12 protein-coding genes are annotated in these 21878 nt (G+C 50.2%); all 12 read left to right on the top strand.

All coding sequences use genetic code 11. From position 1 onward, the window contains the following. The first annotated feature begins 4 nt into the window (after positions 1-4). The 12 genes from KJZ99_01360 to KJZ99_01305 all read left to right on the top strand — a co-directional run bounded on the left by KJZ99_01360 (position 5) and on the right by KJZ99_01305 (position 21870). Positions 5-265, top strand: a complete 261-nt coding sequence (locus KJZ99_01360; protein MCL4304542.1) for a twin-arginine translocase TatA/TatE family subunit — start codon at positions 5-7, stop codon at positions 263-265. Continuing rightward, positions 207-1628 (top strand): Asp-tRNA(Asn)/Glu-tRNA(Gln) amidotransferase subunit GatA, encoded by a 1422-nt coding sequence (gatA, locus tag KJZ99_01355; protein MCL4304541.1) that lies wholly within the window; start codon positions 207-209, stop codon positions 1626-1628. The genes KJZ99_01360 and gatA overlap by 59 nt, the downstream gene beginning before the upstream one ends. Beyond that, the gene (gene gatB, locus KJZ99_01350) at positions 1625-3067 is read left to right on the top strand and encodes an Asp-tRNA(Asn)/Glu-tRNA(Gln) amidotransferase subunit GatB (protein MCL4304540.1); all 1443 of its coding nucleotides are present in this window, start codon (positions 1625-1627) and stop codon (positions 3065-3067) included. Before gatA ends, gatB begins: the two co-directional genes overlap by 4 nt. 9 nt (positions 3068-3076) lie before the next feature. Further along, positions 3077-6643 carry a chromosome segregation protein SMC gene (smc, locus tag KJZ99_01345; protein ID MCL4304539.1) on the top strand — a complete coding sequence of 1189 codons (3567 nt, stop codon included), beginning with the start codon at positions 3077-3079 and terminating at the stop codon, positions 6641-6643. Between the two features lie 14 nt (positions 6644-6657). Further along, a complete protein-coding gene (locus KJZ99_01340) occupies positions 6658-8043 on the top strand; it encodes a GWxTD domain-containing protein (protein ID MCL4304538.1) in 1386 nt (461 codons plus the stop codon). Then, on the top strand, positions 8040-8804 hold the full coding sequence (locus KJZ99_01335) for an ATP-binding cassette domain-containing protein (protein MCL4304537.1): 765 nt from the start codon (positions 8040-8042) through the stop codon (positions 8802-8804). Before KJZ99_01340 ends, KJZ99_01335 begins: the two co-directional genes overlap by 4 nt. Before the next feature lie 32 nt (positions 8805-8836). Beyond that, positions 8837-9493, top strand: coding sequence for an HD domain-containing protein (locus KJZ99_01330; protein MCL4304536.1), 657 nt, complete (start codon positions 8837-8839; stop codon positions 9491-9493). A 492-nt stretch (positions 9494-9985) separates the two neighbouring features. Next, positions 9986-13771, top strand: coding sequence for a type IX secretion system sortase PorU (gene porU, locus KJZ99_01325; protein ID MCL4304535.1), 3786 nt, complete (start codon positions 9986-9988; stop codon positions 13769-13771). A 32-nt stretch (positions 13772-13803) separates the two neighbouring features. Continuing rightward, the gene (locus KJZ99_01320; protein MCL4304534.1) at positions 13804-14850 is read left to right on the top strand and encodes a UPF0164 family protein; all 1047 of its coding nucleotides are present in this window, start codon (positions 13804-13806) and stop codon (positions 14848-14850) included. A gap of 37 nt (positions 14851-14887) precedes the next feature. Continuing rightward, positions 14888-17761 carry a hypothetical protein gene (locus KJZ99_01315; GenBank protein MCL4304533.1) on the top strand — a complete coding sequence of 958 codons (2874 nt, stop codon included), beginning with the start codon at positions 14888-14890 and terminating at the stop codon, positions 17759-17761. Next, complete coding sequence (locus KJZ99_01310) at positions 17761-20868, top strand: PD40 domain-containing protein (GenBank protein ID MCL4304532.1); 3108 nt, start codon at positions 17761-17763, stop codon at positions 20866-20868. The genes KJZ99_01315 and KJZ99_01310 overlap by 1 nt, the downstream gene beginning before the upstream one ends. 30 nt (positions 20869-20898) lie before the next feature. Continuing rightward, positions 20899-21870 carry a hypothetical protein gene (locus KJZ99_01305; protein ID MCL4304531.1) on the top strand — a complete coding sequence of 324 codons (972 nt, stop codon included), beginning with the start codon at positions 20899-20901 and terminating at the stop codon, positions 21868-21870. Positions 21871-21878: the final 8 nt, after the last annotated feature.

The following is a 21878-nucleotide window of genomic DNA, read 5'->3' as shown; positions in this document are numbered from 1 at the left end:
TCAGATGAATCTTGGCGTAGGCGAGATAGCTGTTGTTGTCCTTGTTGTCATGCTGCTGTTTGGCGGGAAGCGCCTGCCGGACACTGCGCGACAATTAGGGCGAGGCATTTCCGAACTTCGCCGTTCCTATCTCGAAGTCAAGCGGGATATAGCATCCAGCCTGAGTTCAACTGTTTCTCCAACCCAGAAAGACACAAACGCGCCGAATGCATCTTTGCATCCCCAGCCCGGAGACGTTAAGACAAAATCCTCGACAGATTCCTGATGCGGTAAGGTCTGCGCTGGCTCGCGCACGCGAGTGTGAGTCTTTGGGCGCGTTTATTTCCTTGCTTGATGAGCGTGCGCTACTCCATGCAGAGAAGGTGGTCACAGCACTCGAGACGGGCCAACAGCTCCCCCTTGCCGGCTTTATTGTTGCTGTGAAAGACAACATTTCCGTTAAGGATTGTGCATTAACGTGTGGATCGAAGATTCTTGACTATCACCCTGCTCTATTCACCGCAACGGCAGTGGAGAGACTCGAGCGTGCTGGTGCTGTGATCATTGGCAAAACGAATCTGGATGAGTTTGCAATGGGGTCGTCAACGGAGAATTCTGCTTTCGGCCCAACTCGTCACCCTGTTGATCCCACAAGGGTTCCAGGGGGATCTTCGGGCGGCAGCGCTGTCGCTGTGGCAACTGATACATGCCATCTGGCATTGGGCAGTGAGACTGGAGGCAGTGTCAGACAACCCGCTGCTTTCTGCGGCGTTGTTGGGTTAAAGCCGACGTACGGCCGAATTTCGCGCTACGGTCTGGTCGCATTCGGTTCGTCGCTCGACCAGATTGCGCCGTTTGCCCGGTCATGCGAGCACGTTTATCAATCGTTGAAAGTGATGTCGGGGAGCGATCCGCGCGATTCGACCTCTTCTGATACGCCTGTGCCGGACGCGGCCTCATTGCTTGATCCAGTGCGACCACTTCGAATTGGCTTGCTCCGTGACTACCTTGAGCATGATGCGCTTTCACCTGAAGTAGCATCAGCCTGCCAAGATGCAATTACGAAGCTGAGGTTAGCAGGCCACGAGCTTGTTGACTTAGCGCTTCCTGCCCTTAAGTACTCGATTCCAGTCTATTACATCGTAGCTACTGCAGAGGCAAGTTCGAATCTCGCAAGATTTGATGGAGTCCGGTATGGTTTCAGGAATCCCGATGCTCGTGACCTTTTGTCAGTTTACGACAAGTCGCGAGGTCGTGGTTTTGGTGCAGAAGTAAGACGGCGCATAATGATGGGAACGTACGTTCTCTCCACAGGGTATTATGATGCGTACTATAATACAGCGCTGAAAGTTCGAAGAGTGATTTCCGATCAGATCGTATCGTCATTAGGTGTGGTTGACTTTATTTTAACACCAACGACTCCTACCACCGCGTTTCGCTTGGGCGAGAAGTCGAATGATCCAGTCGCAATGTACCTCTCTGATGTCTTTACTGTTCCTGCAAATCTTGCGGGCGTGCCTGCACTATCGGTTCCCTGGAGCACGGATCGCGCGGGATTGCCAATCGGAATTCAGCTAATAGGTAAGCATTTTGCAGAGCGGGAACTTCTGGCTGCGGGTTCTGTCTTGGAAAAGTTACGCTCGTCATGATGAATTCTGAGTACGAGTTGATAGCTGGACTGGAGATTCATGCACAGCTCTCTACGAGAACGAAGGCTTTCTGCCGCTGCCCCAATCTCTATGGTGTGGAACCCAATACACTTGTTTGTCCAGTATGCCTTGGCACCCCAGGGGCTCTGCCTGTTCTCAACAGAGAGGTGGTTGCACAGGCTATTCGCCTTGCTGTCGCTGTGCAAGCAACGGTGCACCTTCGTTCTCGGTTTGACAGAAAGAACTACTTTTATCCGGATCTCCCAAAGGGTTATCAGATTTCGCAGTTTAACTTTCCGTTTTCGACTGGTGGTTCAATCCGAGTAAAGGCGAACGATCAGGGAAAGACTATACGTATCACACGTGCTCATATTGAGGAGGATGCAGGGAAATCCATGCACCTGCCGGACGGGTCGACCGTAATCGATATGAATCGTTGCGGCGTGCCTCTCATCGAAATAGTGACAGAGCCAGACATTCGTTCACCTCAGGAAGCCGGTGCTTACTTGGCTGCGATGCGGGAGCTATTGAGATTCATCGGAGTGTGCGATGGAAACATGGAACAGGGATCGTTGCGCTGCGATGCCAATGTTTCGGTGCGGCGATTAGGCGAGACTAACCTGCGCGAGAGAACCGAAATGAAGAATCTCAACTCAATTCGCGGTGTAGAGCGCGCTATTGATGCAGAGATGCGCAGACAAATTGCAGTATATGAGAGTGGTGGCAGGATATTTCGTCAGACGATGCAATGGGACGATCAAGAAGCGAAGCTGTCACCGATGCGTGAGAAGGAAGGCTCAGACGACTATAGATACTTCCCCGATCCGGACCTTCCTTGGTTAGAACTGCAAAGCGACTATGTAAACTCAATTCGAGCAAGCCTTCCCGAACTCCCGGACTCCCGTCGAATTCGTTACCGCAAGGAGTATGAACTGAATGAAGAAGCCGTGTTTCTCTTGGCGTCGGATCGCGCGCTCAGCGACTACTTCGAAGCCCTCCTGAAAGAAGGTCAATCTCCAGTTACCTGCGCTGCATGGGTTCAGGGCGATATTCAGCGATTGCTTCGCGAAAACTCTATGGAAATCGAGGAGTTTCCAGTTGGACCGAAGCGATTAGCTGGCGTTATTGCTGCTGTAGAGCGCCAGGATATCAATCGGTCCGTAGGCCGTGACCTACTTCGTAGGATGCTGACAGACTCTCGTTCAGCTGATGAAATCATTAGGACAGAAGGATTGCTGCAGGTTCAGGATGAGGCTGCGCTAAAGAGTGTGGTATTGGGCATCCTGAATAGCCACCCAGAGGAGAAGCAGAGGTTCCATGAAGGCAAGACTAAGATGCTTGGTTTCTTCATGGGACAGATAATGAAGGAAACGAATGGTAAAGCGGACCCAGTCGCATCTCGCCGAATACTAATGGAATTGCTTCAAAGCACGGAGTAGTTACACCGAATGCAGCTCATCTCTCTCAGTATCTCAGGATTCAAGTCTTTCGCCATAGAAACGGCTATTCAATTCGCTCCTGGCGTTACTGGCGTCGTGGGACCCAACGGCTGCGGCAAGTCAAACGTTGTTGACGCGCTTCGATGGGTCTTGGGAGAGCAGCGTTCATCAATACTTCGCGGAGAGAGGATGGAGAACGTCATCTTCAATGGTACTGCGAAGCGAAAACCATTGAATATGGCGGAAGTTCGTGTTAAGTTTGACAACGATTCCGGCAGGATTAATCTACCGTACTCGCAAATCGAGATAGCAAGAAAGTTGCATCGGGATGGTACGTCAGAGTATCTGATCAATGGAAATGTTTGCCGCCTGCGAGACATTACAGATATGCTCCAGGATAGCGGACTCGGCCCGAATGCGTATACGATCCTTGAACTAAAGATGATCGAGGATATTCTGCGGGAGGAAGGTGAAGGACGCCGCCAGCTCTTCGAGGAAGCATCTGGAATTGCAAAGTATAAGCTAAGGCGTCGCCAAGCGCTGGCAAAGCTTGCTCAGACTGACGAGGATCTACTTCGGCTCGCAGACATTATTGCTGAAGTGGAACGTCAGGTGAATTCGCTAAAACGTCAGGTTAGCAAGGCGAAGCGCTACCAGGAGTTGGCAAACGAACTTAGTCTGGCGGAAAGAGCCCTCGCGGTCACAGAGTATTACAGAATTGTCGACGAACTCGCACCGATGAAGCATGCATTGGCGGATGCAAGCAACCGTGCCGAGGATAGTGTTGGACACTTGCGACGATTCGAAGCGCAAGTTGAAAAGATGAGGTTAGAACAATTCGAGAGTGATCAACATTTAGGTGAATTGCGCAAGGAACTGCAGGAGGCAGTTGCTGAAATCTCCATGTTGGAAGCCGAGAAGGCGGGGGCTGAGGCGAAGCTTGCTGCTGCTCGAGATTCTCTCGAACGCGCGCAACGACAGATTATCCTCGCAAAGGATAAGCTTTCATCTCTGGAAGCAAGACGAGAAGGTTTGACAAAAGACATCTCTGACTGCGACATTGCTTTGCTTGAGGCGACGCATCTAAGTCACGAATCAAAGAATTCGTTTGACGTTAGTCAAGCAGCACTGAGAGACGCAGAGACATCCTACAAGGATGCTGATTCACGACTCGCCGCATTGAACAAGTCACAGACTACGCTTGAGAACGAACGTGCGAAGCATCTGGAGAATATTGCTCGCCAAAAGGGCAGACGTGAGTCGGCAATTCAATCGCAGGATCAGGTTCATGCGGAGCGAGCCGAGTTGGAGCGGAAATTGGCGGCAGCAAGGGAGACTCTGAAATTAAGTGAAGCGAAGTTACGCACAGCGATTCATGATCACGAACAAGTAGAGCAAGGCGGGTTTCTTGTAAGTGAAAAGCTGAAGGTACTTGAATCGAAGCTGCACGAGCTAAAGCGAATTGAACATGCGACTCAATCGCACATAGGTCTTTTGCGAACATTGGAGCAGCGTGGGCAGCGCGCTTCTTTGCCGATAAAGTTAGTGCGTGAAAGAATCGCAAGCGTCTTGCTGGTTGCGGATCACGCAGTGGTTGATGCGAGGTACTCAAAGGCTATTCACGCGGCATTGGGTGACTACGCTTATCACCTTGTTGTTAAAGATACACAGTTGTTACAAGAGGCAGTTGGAGCTATTGTCCAAGGAGATGCTGGACGGTGCGGTTTTGTGATCGCGGATCTTGTAACCCATCATGAGCTGCCAATTATACCCCCACAGGCAATAGGGTGGGCAGGCAGTTTCGTTAATGTCTCGGAATGCTCTGATGTAATCAAAGCGCTGCTTGAGAAGTGTTTAATCGTGGATAGCTTCCCGACGGCGCTCAAATTGCAGCCATTCCTCGTGCAGCACAATGCTCGTGCTGTTACGCTCGATGGCGAGTGGCTTGATTGGACTGGAAGTTGTTTCACAGGTGCCGAGGAACTTGATACACCGAATGACCTTGGGCTGGCGCATCAGTTGGAGATCCTGAATCAGACGTTAGACTCTGCGCTTAAAGAGCGTGGCCTGGTTGAAGAGGAGATATTGGTCATCAATGGTGAGATTGAAGCATGGAAGAATCGTCTAAAGGAGTTTGCTGACGAGGTTTCGCTTGCGAGAACGCTGAAAGACCGTGAGAATGCTGAAGTGCTACGATTGGAAACGCTGGTACATTCGCTTAATCAGCGCGAGGAGGCTGCATTAAGCCTGATTTCGGAATCAGAGGAGGCTGAGGAAAGGCTTCGTGAAGAGGTTTCGCGAATTCTTGAAGTCCTGGAGGAGTGCCGAAGAGAAGGAGGAAGTGTCCAAACGGAGATTGAAGTACTGTCAGAACGGGTATGGCAGGCGCGCCAAGAGAATAGTGCGTCACGTGATCGTTACCATGAGGCGATGCGTGCTCTCGATAAAGTTCGACACAGGCGGGAGCTTCTGGATGCGGAGTCTAATCGACTGACGTCGACGGAAAGAGAACAACATGAATCAATCTCCAACAGTTCTGATCTCGCCGAGACTGGAGCGAATACCATTCGAGAATGCGAATCACAGCTTCAGGATATCGCTCGGAAATTAGGGGAACTTTTCAAGGCGCGTGATGCGCGGTTTCGCGCGGTCGACGATGCACAACGTGGAAAAGATGCTGCTCGCGGCGAAGTGTCCGCAATGGAGGAGCAGTTGAAGAAGTTGCGGGAGAACCGTGAGCTTGCGATAGAGAATCAACGCAAGCTGGAAGTTGCAATCGCGAAGTACGAGGGAGAGTTGGAGTCTTTGGCTTCCCACAGTAAATCGCACTTTGATCTCGACCTCTCTCAAGATCGAGTTCCGGAGAACTTGCATGAGTTGAGGTCACTTGAAGTTACTGAAGAGAAGATTTCGGAGTTACGGAAGAAGATTGAGAATCTTGGCCAAGTGAATTTGCTGTCAGTCGAGGAGTTTGAGCGGGAGACCCTGAGGCTGGATGACATGCTGAGCAATCGCGCTGAACTTCTCCAGGCGAAGTCAACTCTGGAAGAGACGATTCGAAAGATCAATGAGACAGCTGAAGCTAAGTTCTTACACACATTTGAAGCGGTTCGCGGAAATTTTCAATCGTTGTTTTCTGAGTTTTTCCCCGCCGGAGAGGCTGATTTAATATTGAGCGGAAAAGATCTGCTCGAGGCGGATATCACAATGTGGGCAAATCCGTCTGGAAAGCGGTTGAAGTCGTTGTCGCTGATGTCCGGCGGAGAGAAGACTATGACTGCGATTGCCCTTCTATTCTCTTTGTATCAAGTCAAGCCTTCGCCTTTCTGCGTGCTTGACGAAGTGGATGCGCCGCTAGATGATGCGAATATTGATCGTTTCACTCGCATGATTAGACGTCATAGTGATCATACGCAGTTCATTATGATTACGCACAATAAGAGAACGATGGAAGTGACGGATAACCTCTATGGCGTCACGATGCAGGAAGAGGGCGTTTCAAAATTGGTCTCTGTGCGTTTGTTGAATCCGGCGGATGCACAGACTGCGCGCACGGAAACGGTCGCGACTGGTTAAGAAGGATGCCGCGCATGTGTTACAGGTTAGCGACGTTCGCTTGTGTGTATGTGATTTGCGCGCTTGAGGTACACGCCGTTGGCGTGGAAGTTGACATCGTGACCTTCTATGGCAACGACAGCCTAACGTACTGTGAAATCTACGTCGGTGTCGAGCGTGATGTTCTCTACTACAACAAGGTAGGAGAGGATAGCCTTGTGGCGGAGTTCTCGATAGTGTCATCCCTTGCTATGGATAATGCCGTCTTTCTGTCAGATACTATTGACACACGTGATGCCGTAAGAGGAGTAGTTCAGCGAGATGCTGGATCATACTTCCCGTACACCTTTCGGTACTTTATGCGACCAGGTGAGTATGAGCTTGACATATCGCTGCTGCAACAGGCTGCCCGAAGTGTCCATCAGGTTAAGCGCACATTTTACGTATCTGAAGTAAGGGATGCTTTTGGATTGTCAGGGATCGCGTTGGGTGCAGAAATGAGTTTTACGGATTCCAGCTCTGCTTTCTACCGAACTGGACTGCATTTTGTTCCCAACCCTTCTGGATTCTATGGTCGTGAACTGCCGATGCTGTATTACTATCTCGAGTGTTATGGTTTGAGCGCGGATGCGAACTTTGCCGATTCGCTGACCATAACACGACGAGTCTTATTTGCGGAGTCCGGCGAGCCGGCCAAGCAACCCGCTGTTCGTAGACTGAAGAAGCCAGGTACTTCGGCCGTTATAACTGACGGTTTTCCGGCGTACACTCTGCGGACAGGAACTTACCAGTTGGAGATTGTTGTTTCGGAACCTGGGATGCCGGATCGGAAAGCAAAAAGGAAATTCTACGTCTATCGCCCAGAAGATCTGGCTGTTGGTCGCGATGCACAGCTTGATCCGGAAATGCAAAGTCTGCTTTTGGCGAGCAGCGGCAATATTCTCGATCGAATTGACCCTGATAGCGCCATCACACTGATGAAGTACCTGCTGACCAGACAGGATGACAAGCGAGTACGTAACATGGATGCGGAAGGTAAACGAGCCTTTCTTATTGATTTCTGGAAGAATCGTGAGCCTTCTGATGCAGAAGCGCCGAATCGGTATTTCGCGCGAGTGGCCGAAGCGAATAGAAGATACAGCTTCTTACAGAACGAAGGATGGCGGACAGATCGAGGCAGGGTTCTAATCATGTACGGTGAACCTGACGTGATTGATCGCAGGTATGCGGAGGCGCAAGTCCCAGATCACGAGATTTGGCACTTCGATCGGATAGAAGGTGGAGTCTACTTCGTGTTCTTCGATCGTTCCGGATTCGGCGACCTGGATCTCGTTCACTCTACCAAGCGAGGAGAAATCTATAATCCAAACTGGATGCAAAATATCCCCGACAAGAATACTTCGACTCGAGGACTCAGGTGATTGATTGTGCAGTGCGTGTTGAGTCCCTCGGGAAGACGTACCGCGATGCCGCCGGTTCGGTCGTAATTGGTTGCAAGGACGTCTCATTTCAAGCTGGCTACGGCACCATATTTGGAGTTCTTGGGACCAATGGTGCAGGCAAGACGACCATACTTCGCATGCTCGCGACGATGCTGAAGCCCACTTTGGGATCGGCTAAGGTTGCTGGAAAAGATCTGCTTGGCGAACCACAGGCTGTTCGCAGGTCCATCGGATTCCTCTCTGCTTCGACCGGAGTGTATGGAAGACTGACAGCTGAAGAAATGCTTAGGTACTTTGCCGCGCTGCATGGGTTTTCGAGTTCGGAAGCCCGACAAAAAATTCAGAATGTGTCGGCATTGCTTGACTTAGATGACTTCCTTGACCGTCGGTGCGAGAAGTTGTCTACTGGACAGAGGCAGCGTGTCAGCATAGCCCGGACAATTCTGCACGATCCCCCCGTGCTGATCTTCGATGAACCCACAAGTGGTTTGGATATACTGGCCGCTTCGCAAATTGTGAAGTTCATGAAGAAGAGCAGGGAAGAGGGCAAATGTGTATTGCTTTCGACTCATGTTATGCGTGAAGCTGAGTTGTTGTGTGATGAAATATTGCTGATCCATAGAGGAGAGGTGAGAGACCAAGGATCTGTAGCGGAACTGCAGCGGCGGTATGATAGTTCTCACCTGGAAGTTGTCTTTCTTCGTGCAATCGGCGAGGAATCGTCTGTCTTTCTCAACTGAATCTGGCCCTACCTTTGCGAAAGACGGGTGCAATGAATCGAAAGACACCCGCTTTTCCAATCATTATTGCGGCGGCAGGCCTCAGTGCAGCAGAGGGGGCTGTGCTCCAGACCTTATTAACTGCACTGAGGTTCAGGGATGAGCCGACATACTTTCATAGTTTGAGAGTTGGGGACTTGGCGCGGCGAGCCTCCGCGAGATTGGGGCTGGCGAGCGATGCTCAACAAAACATCTTGTTGGCTGGCCTTCTTCATGACATCGGAAAGCTGGCGCTGCCAGACCACGTGCTCAATAAGTCCGGCAGACTAACCAAACACGAGCGAAGCGAGATTGCACGTCATCCTGCCTTAAGTGCAGAAATTCTAATTCCTTTCACCAAATTCGAACGTGCACGGGAGATCATACTCCAGCATCACGAGAGACATGATGGATCTGGCTATCCGGCGGGAAGACGGGGGGATGAGATTCTGATTGAAAGTAGTCTATTAGCAGCAGCGGATGCTTTTGATGCGCTATGTCACGAGCGTCCCTACAGAGAGCCGTTGACAGCAGAAGAAGCCATCGGGTGGATGGAAAGTGAAGTCGGAAGGCAGTTTAGGCCTGCCGCTTTTTATGCTCTTGTTGAAGAATTAGAGTCCGAGGGACCCAATTTACACGACTCACGCATTTTCGTTCGCCAACCAGGTTGAGCAAGAGTTATCCGTATGTGGTATGGTCTCTAAGAGTTTGTTTTTACATAATCTTAATTTATCTTGTCGCCTTTTAGATGTTGGGGAATTTTTTACAGGGGTATTGCGTAAACCAACGCAAGTGCTTATATTTAGAAGTTTCCGAAATTTTGATTGGAGCGTAATGATCCTTCGTTAGAGGTTTCTATAGGCGTGGCCAAGTTGGCCTTGTCATCTTTTGTGTGATATTCCTATTCCTCTAACGTTGGCGTTCGCTCGCTCCGCTAATGGCTATATATGCCGAACGGGCAGCTCGCCCGGTTCGGCTTTTTATTTTACGAGATGACGAAGCAATCTTACAGATATCTTGGACTTTTGGCCTACCTGCTTGGAACATGCGTTACAAGTTTGGTTCTGGCATCGTCAGCGGTAGTTCTTGAGTCGACCGCAGAAAGGTTTCAAGCACTTTGGTCGCCCAATCTTGATCTGGGTTCTAAAGGTCCAGACACAAGATTGGAATCGCTTATAACGTCCGTGGAATGGATGCCGGAAAACGGGAGACTAATTCCTGTTCAAGTCCTGCTTGTGGCGTGTCCGATCGGAACAACTCCGAGGATTGTTAATCGGGGAATAAGGTACCAAGTCTCAGAGATACTGTTACCGGACGCTGAGGTTGCTGCAAATGAAGACGAAAGAGCACCAAAGTCGGCCGTCACGTTGCGCGCTGTTGAAGCGTGGCGCGGATTTCAGATCGCCCATATTGCTGTGAGAGTTGCCGAGACCGAAGGGGGGAGTACCAAAATCCTGACATCTCTTGATTTAGAGGTGATTTTTGAGGGTGCGACCGTACCGATAGGACCATATCCGCGCGAAGAGAAACTTCTGCGCGCACTTACCTTAAATGGCGATAACGCGACCCGCTGGTGGAGATTGCCTGTGTCACCCGTTAGCAGGCTCGATGATACTGAATCTTGGCCAGATTTTCAGCTCTACAAGCTTGGAGTTACGGAAGCTGGATTGCATGCCATGACAGCGGAGTGGTTGCAGCAGCAAGGTGTTCCTGTGATTGGCGTCACATCGAGTCAAATCAAGGTGTTTGGTAATGGTGGTCGGATGCTCCCGTCAGGATTGTTGTCCGTTCCGGACTCGCTTCTTCGAGAGAATGCAATCCTTGTGGAAGATGGCGGAGATGGCAGAATGGACTCCGGTGACCGAATTCTATTCTACGCAGAAGGTCTCAAGGGCTATGACTACGCTGACGGCAGTTTGCTTGGTGACCACGGTCACGCAAGCCCATATGCCACAGAAAATGTCTATTGGGTCGGCGTCGATCCTGCGGGGATGCCTGGACTGCGAATGGGAACACTACCGGAGTTTTCGTCATCTTCGACTCAGGTATCCACGATTACAGGACGCAATTACGTGGACCAGGATCTGTATATCTACGCGGCAGGCTCAGATCAGACCAATTCAGGCATCATCTGGTATATGGCCACACTGGACGCCCAAACGGAGCGGTCGTTTTCAATCAACCTTGAAGCGGCCAACACCGGTCGCGGTATGCTTCGCTTGAGAATGAGGGGTTCGGGAATTGGCGGGGGATTCGATGTCAGGGTGAATGACCAGTACGTCAGCCAAGGGGTATTTTCCGATCCGCTCGTAATTCAGGTTCCGGCCGGCGTCTTCGCCGCAGGAAACAATGTCATCAGGCTGACTAATCGGTCCGCAAGCGGCCAGATTCATCTGAATTATATTGAAGTCGAGTATGAGCGGGCTGTACAAACATCTTCCGGAACGATTGAGATAATTTCGCCAAGCGGGTCTGATTGGTACGGGTATCAGGTTACCGGTCTAGATGCGAGCTCGTATCTACTTGACGTATCTGATCCGCTAATGCCGCGTGTCAGGCGTGGAAGCAGTTTTTCGGATTCATCGCAAGCAGGGGCATTGCGCCGGTATTGGGCGACCAGTCCGAGCAGAATTCGTACTCCTTTGTTCCGCGGCCGCAAGGTCTTTGATGCGGCAGACTACGCGCGCTTGCGCAGTTCACAGAATGAGGCCGGTATCATTATTGTTACTTATGCCGCATGGTACGAGGAACTTGAGCCATTGCTGGACATGCACGCGCAATATGAAGAGGAGCCTCTTCGGGCCGTACGGGTCAAGTTGAGTGACATCTTTGACGAGTTTTCGGGCGGCGTCTACGATCCGGTTGCAATTCGTAACTTCTTGCGATATGCTTATCTGAATTGGCGAGGTCCGGCTGGGCAGGCGGAGCCGCCGAGGTATGTGTTGTTTGTAGGTGACGGTGACTATGACTATCGCAATCTGCTTTCAAATACCGATGATAATTGGATGCCTCCCTGGGAGAATGGGGGGGTCTGCACGGATGATTACTATGTGGATTTTGATGACAGCGCGACGCTTCTTGATATGATCTCAGGTCGCTGGCCAGTTCAATCGGCGCAAGAGGTGCGAGCGATAGTGGAGAAGACTGTCGAGTATGCTTTGAGGCCATTCTACGGTGCGTGGAAGAATACAGCAACATTTGTCGCCGACGATGAATGGAAGGAAGGACGCTGTGCGGAAGACTTCCATACAACGGATTCTGAGAATCTTATAAATGAAGTTCTTCCAAACTACTTCACGTTCCGAAAGATATATGGCATTCTCTATCCTTTCCGTCAATCCAGCTCGACCTCTCAGAAGCCTGATGCGACAAGAGACCTGCTGGAAACAATAAACAACGGCACGTTGTTGATCAACTATGTCGGTCACGGAAACGAGCGCGTCTGGACTGACGAGCAAATGTTTGTAATGGATCGTGACTTTCCAATGATCAGAAATGAACGCGTTTGGCCGGTAATCGTGGCTGGGACGTGCACGTGGGGAGGCTTCGACCGACCGAATGAGAGATGTTTTCCTGAGCTGCTCCTGGGCGGACGATATGTTGGCAGTGTCGCATGCATTGCAGCGACACGATTTACATTCGTGAACCAGAATCAGCAGCTCACAGAAGTATTCTACGAGGAAGTGTTCAGGCAGGGGATAGATCGCCGACAGAGTCTTGGCGAGGCACTCCAGCTTGTCAAGCCATTGAGGTCCAATAACAGCCTGTATCATTGTCTTGGAAATCCGGTGCTGCGATTAGCAACTCCCGAGTACTATGCATACGTTGACCAACGTGATGATTCACTTCAGGCAGGAGCACTTTTTACGCTGAGCGGGTATGTGTCGCAATCGAGTGGGACTCTCGAGGCAAATCTCAAGAAGCTACCGACTGATCGCTCTCTTGATGAGGATGTATGGACTGACTTTCATGGTATTGTTGAAGCTCGAGTCTTCGATTCAGAAGATTCTGCAGCGTATTATTTCCCGTTACGTACGAATTGCAGCGTACCCTCGCAGATTCCATACTATTACGGTCTCCCCGGAAATGCTATTTTCCGCGGCCGTTCATCCATCGTGAATGGACGATTTAATGTGACATTTCGAGTCCCCCGGGACATCCAGTATGGCGGCGAGAATGCGAAAGTGAGTTTGTACTTTTATGGCAAGTCGGAAAGTGAACAGGACTCCGCCGATGGAATAGGAATTGAACAACCGCTGCGTATCGCAAGTCAGGCGGCGGTGGTTACGGACTCGATTCCGCCGCAAATCGAGGCGTGGCTCGAGAATACATCGTTTAGAAGTGGTGATCAGGTGAGTAGAACACCACGACTTATCGTCCGACTATCGGATGAATCGGGCATCAACCTCTCAGGTGAAGTTGGCCATCGGATTACAGTCCGTATCGATGACGCACAAGCTGAGGATATCACTCAGTTTTTCAATTATGACATAAACAGTCACATTGAAGGAGAATTGGTGCGTACGCTCGGACCTTTCTCAGATGGACCACATCAAATGACGATAGAAGCTTGGGACTCATTCAACAATCTTAATCTCAAGAGATTCGACTTTGTTGTTGGTCAGAGCGCAGAGGAAGGATTTGCCATCCGCGACGTGCTGAATTGGCCAAACCCAATGAGCGATGAGACTTACTTCACTTATTCTTTGACTCAGGACGGTGCGAGGGACGTTAGGATCCGTATCTACACCATGACAGGCAAGCAAGTTGACGAAATTGACGGTCTGGGTGTCCGTCAACTATATAATAGCAACAGCAATCGGCCTTGGCATGGCCGTGATCGTGAAGGACGCGAACTCGCAAACGGTGTTTACTTCTATAGAGTGATTGCCCAACATGAAAGAGGTTTTAGTGCCGAAGCCACGGGTAAACTCGTTATACTACGCTGACGAAGAAAACTGAAATATAGGTAGGAGATCACATGAAGAGAAGGATGTTTGCAATCTGCGTCATTCTTGCTGGCTTAATGGCTTCGCAAGTTTATGCGGCCAGTGTCAGTCAAGCGACGCTGCTTTTCCTCAAGATTGCACCCGGAGCGCGACCTGCAGGAATGGGAGAGACGTTTGTTGCAATTGCTGATGATGCAACGGCGACGTGGTGGAATCCCGCCGGTCTTGGTTTCCAAACCAAGAACGAAGTGACAATGATGTATTCCCGCTGGTTACCGCAATTCAATTTGTCGGACCTCTATTACGCGTTTGTTGGTGGTTCGTACTATATACCAGAGTGGGGAACCGTCGGTGGCAATGTGATGTTTCTGAACCTCGGTGAGACTCAAAGGACTGGTCCCTCGGGTGAGGATCTTGGAACATTTTCGTCATACGAGATGGCAGTCACAGGTACATATGGTGCTTTGGTGAATGAGAATCTCTCTATGGGCGTCGCGCTAAAGCTGGCATATAGTAATCTGTCTCCAGTAGGCGCCGGTGCAGAGCAAGGGAAGGGCGTAGCAACGGCAATAGCGGCCGATCTCGGCTTGCTTTACAAAGCTACATTCATGCCAGGGCTGTCCTTGGGTGCAAACCTTTCTAACATGGGTCCGAAAGTGTCGTATATTGATCGAGCGCAAGCCGATCCACTGCCAACGACGTTAAAGCTTGGTCTTGCGTTTAAGGTTCTGGACCAAGAGTACAATAAGCTGACCGTGGCAACGGACGTTGACAAGGAATTGGTAAAGCGTGACAATCTTGGTCGTTCGGATGAATTCTATGAAGCGCTTTTTTCGGCTTGGGGTGACGGAGATCTTGTCAAGTCCCTGATCTGGCATCTCGGTGCAGAGTACTGGTATTCTACACTTGTGGGGCTTCGTGGCGGATACTACAACGACCACTTAGGCCGCGTCTTTCCGTATACGTTCGGCGTCTCGCTTAAGTATAGTACCTATAGATTTGACTTCAGCTACCTAACGGCCGGTGAGAATCATCCTCTCACTGACACAATGCGCTATTCGCTTTCCGTGGAGTTCTAACCTGTTTATTGTCCTTCTCGCAGTACTGCTGTCGTCCTTGTCGCCTGCATGGGCAGGAACGGCGCTGCCGAATAACTTCGTGCAATGTGCGCCATCGCGGCTTGATGATCGTTGGCCAGTCGGTCTGCCGATTCGACTGTGTGCAGTTCGCGTCGAGTTTCAGACCGATGAACTGTCCGGAACAACAGGAAATGGAACATTCGGTTCGGGACTTCCTGACACTTTAAGAATCGATCCACTTCCACATGACAAAGCATACTTCGAGGATCACCTGGCGTTTCTCGCCGACTACTATTCCACCGCGTCGCGAGGATCCATATCGTTTGCAAGTCTTGACGTGTATCCGGATGGTGCCACGGAAGCGTATCAATTAGCGCATCCGATGTGGCATTACAACTACAATTCGGATACCGCACTACTGAATATGCGATTGGTCGAGCTCTTTGTCGAGTCAATGAGGTTAGCTGAGACCGACATAGACTTTACCGAATACGATGCCATTATCCTATTCCATGCAGGAGTGGGAAAAGACTTCAATGTAGGTTTTGACAACACGCCGTTTGATATTCCTTCCGCATATATTTCGGAGGATGATCTAACACGTATAAGCGGCGCGATTCCTGCCGGAGTCACACGCGGACTGATTTTGCCGGAATCGCAGAATCAGAACGAGACGCTTGACCTTGGGATCGAACTTTCATTGAATGGGGTCATGATCAAACTGTTTGGGAACTGGCTCGGGATGCCGGATCTTTATAACACAGAAACTGGTGCGAGCGGAATCGGCCGTTGGGGCATGATGGATCAAGGATCGGGAAACGTGAATGCCATCGTTCCCGCGTTGCCGGACGCCTGGTCGAGAATCTATATGGGTTGGGATGTTCCGCAAGTCATTCACCCTTCTGGAATCGGTGACACAGTACGGATTGGGCGTTTTGGCGAGTCCGGGACCAAGATTGTGAAGGTCCCGGTAAGCGGAAGCGAATACTACTTGCTCGAAAACCGCGATGCAGATGCAGATTCCATAGGATTTGTGACTGTTGAGGATAGAGATGGCAGGACAATGCACATTGATCGCGGCGGGAATCTTTTCGTGGAAGATGAATTCCGCGTGCCGGTACGAGCTACGCACTATGACTACGGTATCCCTGGAAGCGGTATTCTTATTTGGCACGTAAATGAGCAAGTGATTGCAGAAGGGATTGGCAGAAACCGCGTAAATATTGATCCCAATAGGCGTGGAGTTGATTTAGTTGAAGCCGACGGCTCGCAGGACATTGGTCGCGAGTACGGCTTTGCCTCATCCGGATCGGGTACCGAACTTGGGATTCAAGAAGACTGTTGGTTCCGTGAGAATCGCGCATTCCGCGATGCCAACGGCGGTACTGTTTTTGTTCGATTCAATGATAACACACGGCCTTCGGCTCGGTTAAGTGACCATGCATATACATTCCTCGAGATATCTGACTTCTCCAGTGTTGCTCCTGTCATGACATGTAGAATTCGAGGAACGCTTGTTGAACGTGGTTTCCCGATTCATGTTAGTGATTCCGCGGCACACTGGTCCGCCGCTGATCTCGATCAGGACGGGCGACGCGAAGTATATGTGCAAGCACACGATTCATTGTTCCTTGTGGCTGACAGCGGTGCCGTCTATCAACTGACGGTTCCGTCAGGTTCCCATTTGAGCAATACAGGCAAGACCACGATTGAAATTGCCAAGGTATTGACTTTCGTTGGCAGTCAGATCGGCTTGATTCAGAGAACTGAGCATGGTATGGATTCTGTCTTTCGGCCGCTGCCACAGGGGGCAATTAGTGCTGAAAAGGTGTTTATTTGTCGGGATGCCACAGGTGCGACACGCTATGTGTTCACCGGAAGTCATTTAGGTGCCGTTTACGACGAAAACCTTGAACTCCTTGGAACGATTCCTGATTCACTGCAATATATTCCTAACTTCACATATCTTGAGATTCCCCCCGCGCGATATCTCATTGGATGGGATAGTAACTCGGTGCATCGATTTGAAATTTCGACCTCTCTCTTGCTCCAGTGGAGTGCTGAGTTTTTCCAACTGCTAGACTATCCTGTCATCGTCCAGGAAGTGACGCGATCGAATATATTTTTCCCCGGGGTCGGCTATCTTGACGCGGAGACCGGAGAGTTGATATGCGACGTTAGTGATTGTCTTCCGCCGGAAGTCGATTGGGACGGCGACGGGAGAGTTGATGGCGGAGGTGTCGACGGCGCAGCCCGTGTGCCACGAGAGAATTTTGCCTTGAATGATGTAACTTCAAGCGAAGTTTTTGATTTGAATTTCGATGGCGATCCGGATATATTGCGATTGGTTGTGCTTTCAAACGCTGAGAGCAGTCTAACTGGCCGTGAATTGGTGGCATATGATCACAATACGAACAGGTTCCCAGACTTCCCGCTCGCAATCAACGGCGATCCGAAGTTGATTCGTCTAAGCAACTCTGAGCACCGCTACCATATTTTTACGGAAGTCAAGAACGGCGAGCAGTTGACGCTGAATGTAATGCGGCTTCCAATTTCGCCTGAAGGTACTGTTAATGTAGTCTACCATGCACCGGATAACATCATTGTCGTCGGACCATTGAGGCCACAAGTACATGAGCGGGAGAGTTTTGTTTACGTCTGGCCAAACCCAAGCAATAGTGTTGCAAATTTCCGACTAACACTTCCATACGCAGCAAGAGCGAGCGTATCGATCTTTGACATTGCGGGCAGGCGAATTGCGGAGGTAAGCGGTTCCTCATCTGCAGCAGGTGCGTTTGAGATTCCGTGGAAGGCGTCAGGAGTTCAGAGCGGTGTTTATATTGGTCGTGTCGAGGCCATTGGAGGTGGGCAAACCCACTCAGCAGAAGTCAAGATTGCTGTGGTGCGTTGATGCAACTTCTATTGCTCTGCGTTCTAATCTGTGTGACAACTGTGTCGCCGACGCTTTCACAGACAGCAGAATTCACTCGCCCGCATCTTGTCTGGAAGACCTTTGAAACTGATAATTTTGTTGTCCATTTTACAGAAGGCTTGGAAGAGGTTGCCTTTCTCGCTGCAGACATAGCTGAAGAGATTCACGAGCCGCTTTGCAGAATATATGACTATCGGCCGGACACAAAGGTTTCGCTAATCTTCTCAGACGAAGACGATGTCGCAAACGCCGGCGCGTACTTCCAGTCGAACAAGATCAAGTTCTACGCAACGTCAATGGCTTGGGACTTTCGTGGAACTCATAACTGGTTGCGCAATGTCGTAACACACGAGTATACGCACATGATTCAACTTGGTGCGTCACGTAAGTGGTCGCGTCGCTTTCCTGCAATATATATCCAAGCCCTTGGTTATGAACCGGAGCGGCGGCCCGACGTGTTATACGGGTATCCCAATACTCTCGTTAGCTGGCCGCTTCCTTCGGTTACCATACCTGCTTGGTTTGCTGAAGGTACTGCGCAGTATCAGTTCAAAGGGACTGGATACGACTTCTGGGATAGCCATCGGGATATGCTCTTGAGACAAGCGGTGCTTGCAAATCGCCTGCTTTCGTTTGAAGACATGGGTTTCTTCGGCAAGACGAGTCTGGAAAGTGAAGGAGTTTACAATCAGGGATATGCGCTTGTCAAGTACATTGCGGACAGATCAAACGGAGTAGTTACTCTTGCAGACATTTCGCACAAGATGTCAAGCGCCTGGCCGGTGACTCTCAACGACGCAATTGCCTCAGTGACAGGTAAGGCGGGCATTGAGTGGTATCGCGAGTGGAAGCGAGACATTGAAGTGCAGTACCGATATGTGAAGGAGAATCTTGAGCCTTACTTCACGGTCGCAGACACGATGGACAAGAAAGGATTCGTCGGTTTCTACCCAAGATTCTCGCATGACGGCACGAAACTAGCCTTTGTGTCAAACTCCGGGCGGGAGTACTTCGGGCAGTCTTCATTATATGTTTATGACCTCAGGTCGGACAGCACGAAGCTCGTCGTGGGTGGAGTGCAAGGCGGAATTTCGTGGCTTCCCGATGATTCAGGGATTTTGTATGCCGCAAGATCTACGAAGAATCCTCATGGTGCGCTTCTGCATGACATCTATTTGTATACATTTTCCGACAAGAAGACCATTCGTTTAAGCCGCGGGTTGCGCGCGGAATCTGTCGATGTCAGTCCGGATGGAAGGCTGCTTGTCCTTACTGTTAACGAAGAGGGCCGTCGTGACATTGCAATCGCATCCATGCCCGATCACAAGGTGAAAGTCCGTCCGTTTGGCCTGGGTGACCTATTGATGCGTGTCCCCTCATTGCCGCATGAACAATTCTACCTGCCAAGGTGGTCTCCCGATGGTTCGCGAATCGCTGTTGGCCATCACTTGCGCGAAGGACGCTCAGTTCGAATCTATGAGTTCATGTCAGAATCAAACTCTATCAGCCTTTTGAATGAATTTGAAGGAAACGGTGGTGAACTTCGGGACCCAACCTGGAGCTCGACTGGCGACTCTCTGTATGTCTCCTACGATGAGAGTGGGATTGCGAATATTTACCGTTTAAGCATAAAGGATGGAAACCTTGACAGATTGACAGTCGTACTGGGGGGGGCTTTCTACCCAGCAGTGCGCGGTGAGAAGCTGGCATATTCGGAGTTTTGTGGAGATGGCTTTAGAATTTGTGTAGCAGACAGTCCGAGCGTAGTTAGATTGCCCAGAAGTGCCCTTGATGAGGCAGAGAGCTATCTCGCTCGGGTTCCTAAGAACGAAGTTGCATTGCGAGGTGTGCAGCGTGAAACCGAACCATACAGACCACGATTTGAGTCTTTGTATTGGTTTCCTCGCATTGCATTTGACTACAACAAGTTTAAGCCCGGCACATATTTGTTGTTGAACGACGTGCTGGACAAGCTCACTTTCATTGGAGGGGCGGCTGTAAATCAAGATCGTGAGTATGATCTTTACGGGCTTGCGGAATACCGAGAATTTTACCCCACGATTTTCGCGGAGTATTTCAATGTGCAACGTCGAATGACCTCCTTTTTTGCCGATTCGAGTCGGATAATTGGTGAAGAGGAGATCGGAGGGAGACCAAGCCCGCTTTTTGACCAGTATCGGATCCGGTACAGATATAATCTTAATGAAGTTAGTGTCGGGGTGGGAATCCCGCTCGTTGCAACAGCGAATGTGAAGACTCGTGCGACATACGATCAATACGTAGCCCATAATCGTTTTGATGATGAAACCAGTGTGAGTTTGACGTATTTTAAGGGTTGGTCATGGAAGACAGGTTTCTATCTTGATGCGCGAAGACCGGGCATTCTAACGAACATCAGTCCGTCGAGTGGATACCGCGGTTTTGTAGAGTACACGCGAGCGAATCACAATTTCATTTCCGATATTGAAGTAGGCGGAGATGCAGTCGGCTTGCGCGAGATATACGATCCCAACAATTACAATCTTTTTGAAGCAGGTTTGGAGCGCTATTTCAAATCTCCGATTCAGATCCACTCAATGGAAGTTAGATTACGTGGCGGATTCATTGACGAGAACGTCGATCCATTCTTCTACCAGTATGCGGGCGGACTTCCCGGTATGCGAGGCTACTCGTTCTACAGCTTAGGTGGAACACGTACGGCAATTGGCACCGTTACGTATCGGTTTCCCATGATAAAGCGTGCAGCTATAAACCTATGGCCAGTATCACTGAATCGTGTTTATGGATCCCTCTTTGCAGACATTGGCGATGCTTGGACCGGAGAATACGGTGCGAGATCGCCCAAAAAGGATATTGGTGGTGGACTGCGAATGCAATTGCATTCATTCTATTCATATCCGACTGCTATCTCATTTGATGTTGCATACGGTTTAGACAAGTTCGATGTTGTGGAGGACAACGTAAGGACCAGCTATGGCGAAGAAGTTCGGTACTACCTAACTGTGCTCTTTGATTTCTATACGCCAATTATCCCGCCCGCGAGACATCCATCAAGCTGCGGGTGCTCGCGTTGCGCACAATACTAACAAAGTAATCAACATAGATTGGAGAAGTGAATGCACTCCACGAACCTTAAGTGGTTAATGACTCTACTGCTCGTCGTCTTGCTGCTGCCTGGCATGGTCAGCGGGAAGAGCCTTGGGCTTTCACCGCATCGCATGCAGATGTCAGCGCCAAGTTTTGAGCAAACAACCGCAGATGAGTCAGCATCTGCAAATCTTGCAGGGAAGAAGAATATCGGGCGTGCGGTGATGTTCAGCTTGATAATTCCCGGAACCGGCCAGTTGTATTCGGGATCATGGTTGCGCGCGTTACCATGGGTAGCCGTTGAAGTCGCTGGTTGGGCATTGTTCGCGAGTTATCATGGTCAGGGCAATGATAAGACTAAAGAGTTTGAGGCGTTTGCTGGTCCCTGGAAGAACGGTAGCAGAAATACCGGTAACTTCAATTATGAAGTTTATATGCTTCGAGAGTATCAAGTTGCTGTGAATCAAGTTTTCGCAAGAACGCCTTGGGAAGGAGATCTGTCGGAGTGGCGAACACTGCCTTGGACCGATCGATCTGAACACTTACCAGCCCCGTATACGCACGACATCAATACTCCTGACGTGCAGCAATACTACGAAATGATTGGAAAGTACTTCGAGCAATTTGGCTACGGCTGGAACGACACGTGGGATCCAAGCTATCAATCTGGGACGCAGACGCTCGACAACATATGGCGCGATTTCGGCGGCGATGACGAAGCAACGGCATGGTACGACGGAACAAGCTCACTCTTTTTCACTTACCGTAACATGCGCGGCGAAGCAAATGATTTGCTTGAAAAGGGGAATACTATGATGGAAATTGTTCTGGTGAATCACGTGTTGTCCGCTCTCGACGCCGCGTTCGCGGCTCGCAGCTATAATCGTAAAATGGATGCTGCGCAGTTAGGTTCTCTTGATTTGCGATACGACATCAAGAACCGCGATGGCGAACTTGCCCGTTATCTGACGTTAAGTATGCCGATTCCACATATCAAGTGAGAGTTTGA

Source organism: bacterium, assembly GCA_023382385.1.
GTDB lineage: Bacteria > Electryoneota > RPQS01 > RPQS01 > RPQS01 > JABWCQ01.
Note: the sequence above shows the minus strand (reverse complement) of the source record. Positions and strands in the feature narration are given on the sequence as shown.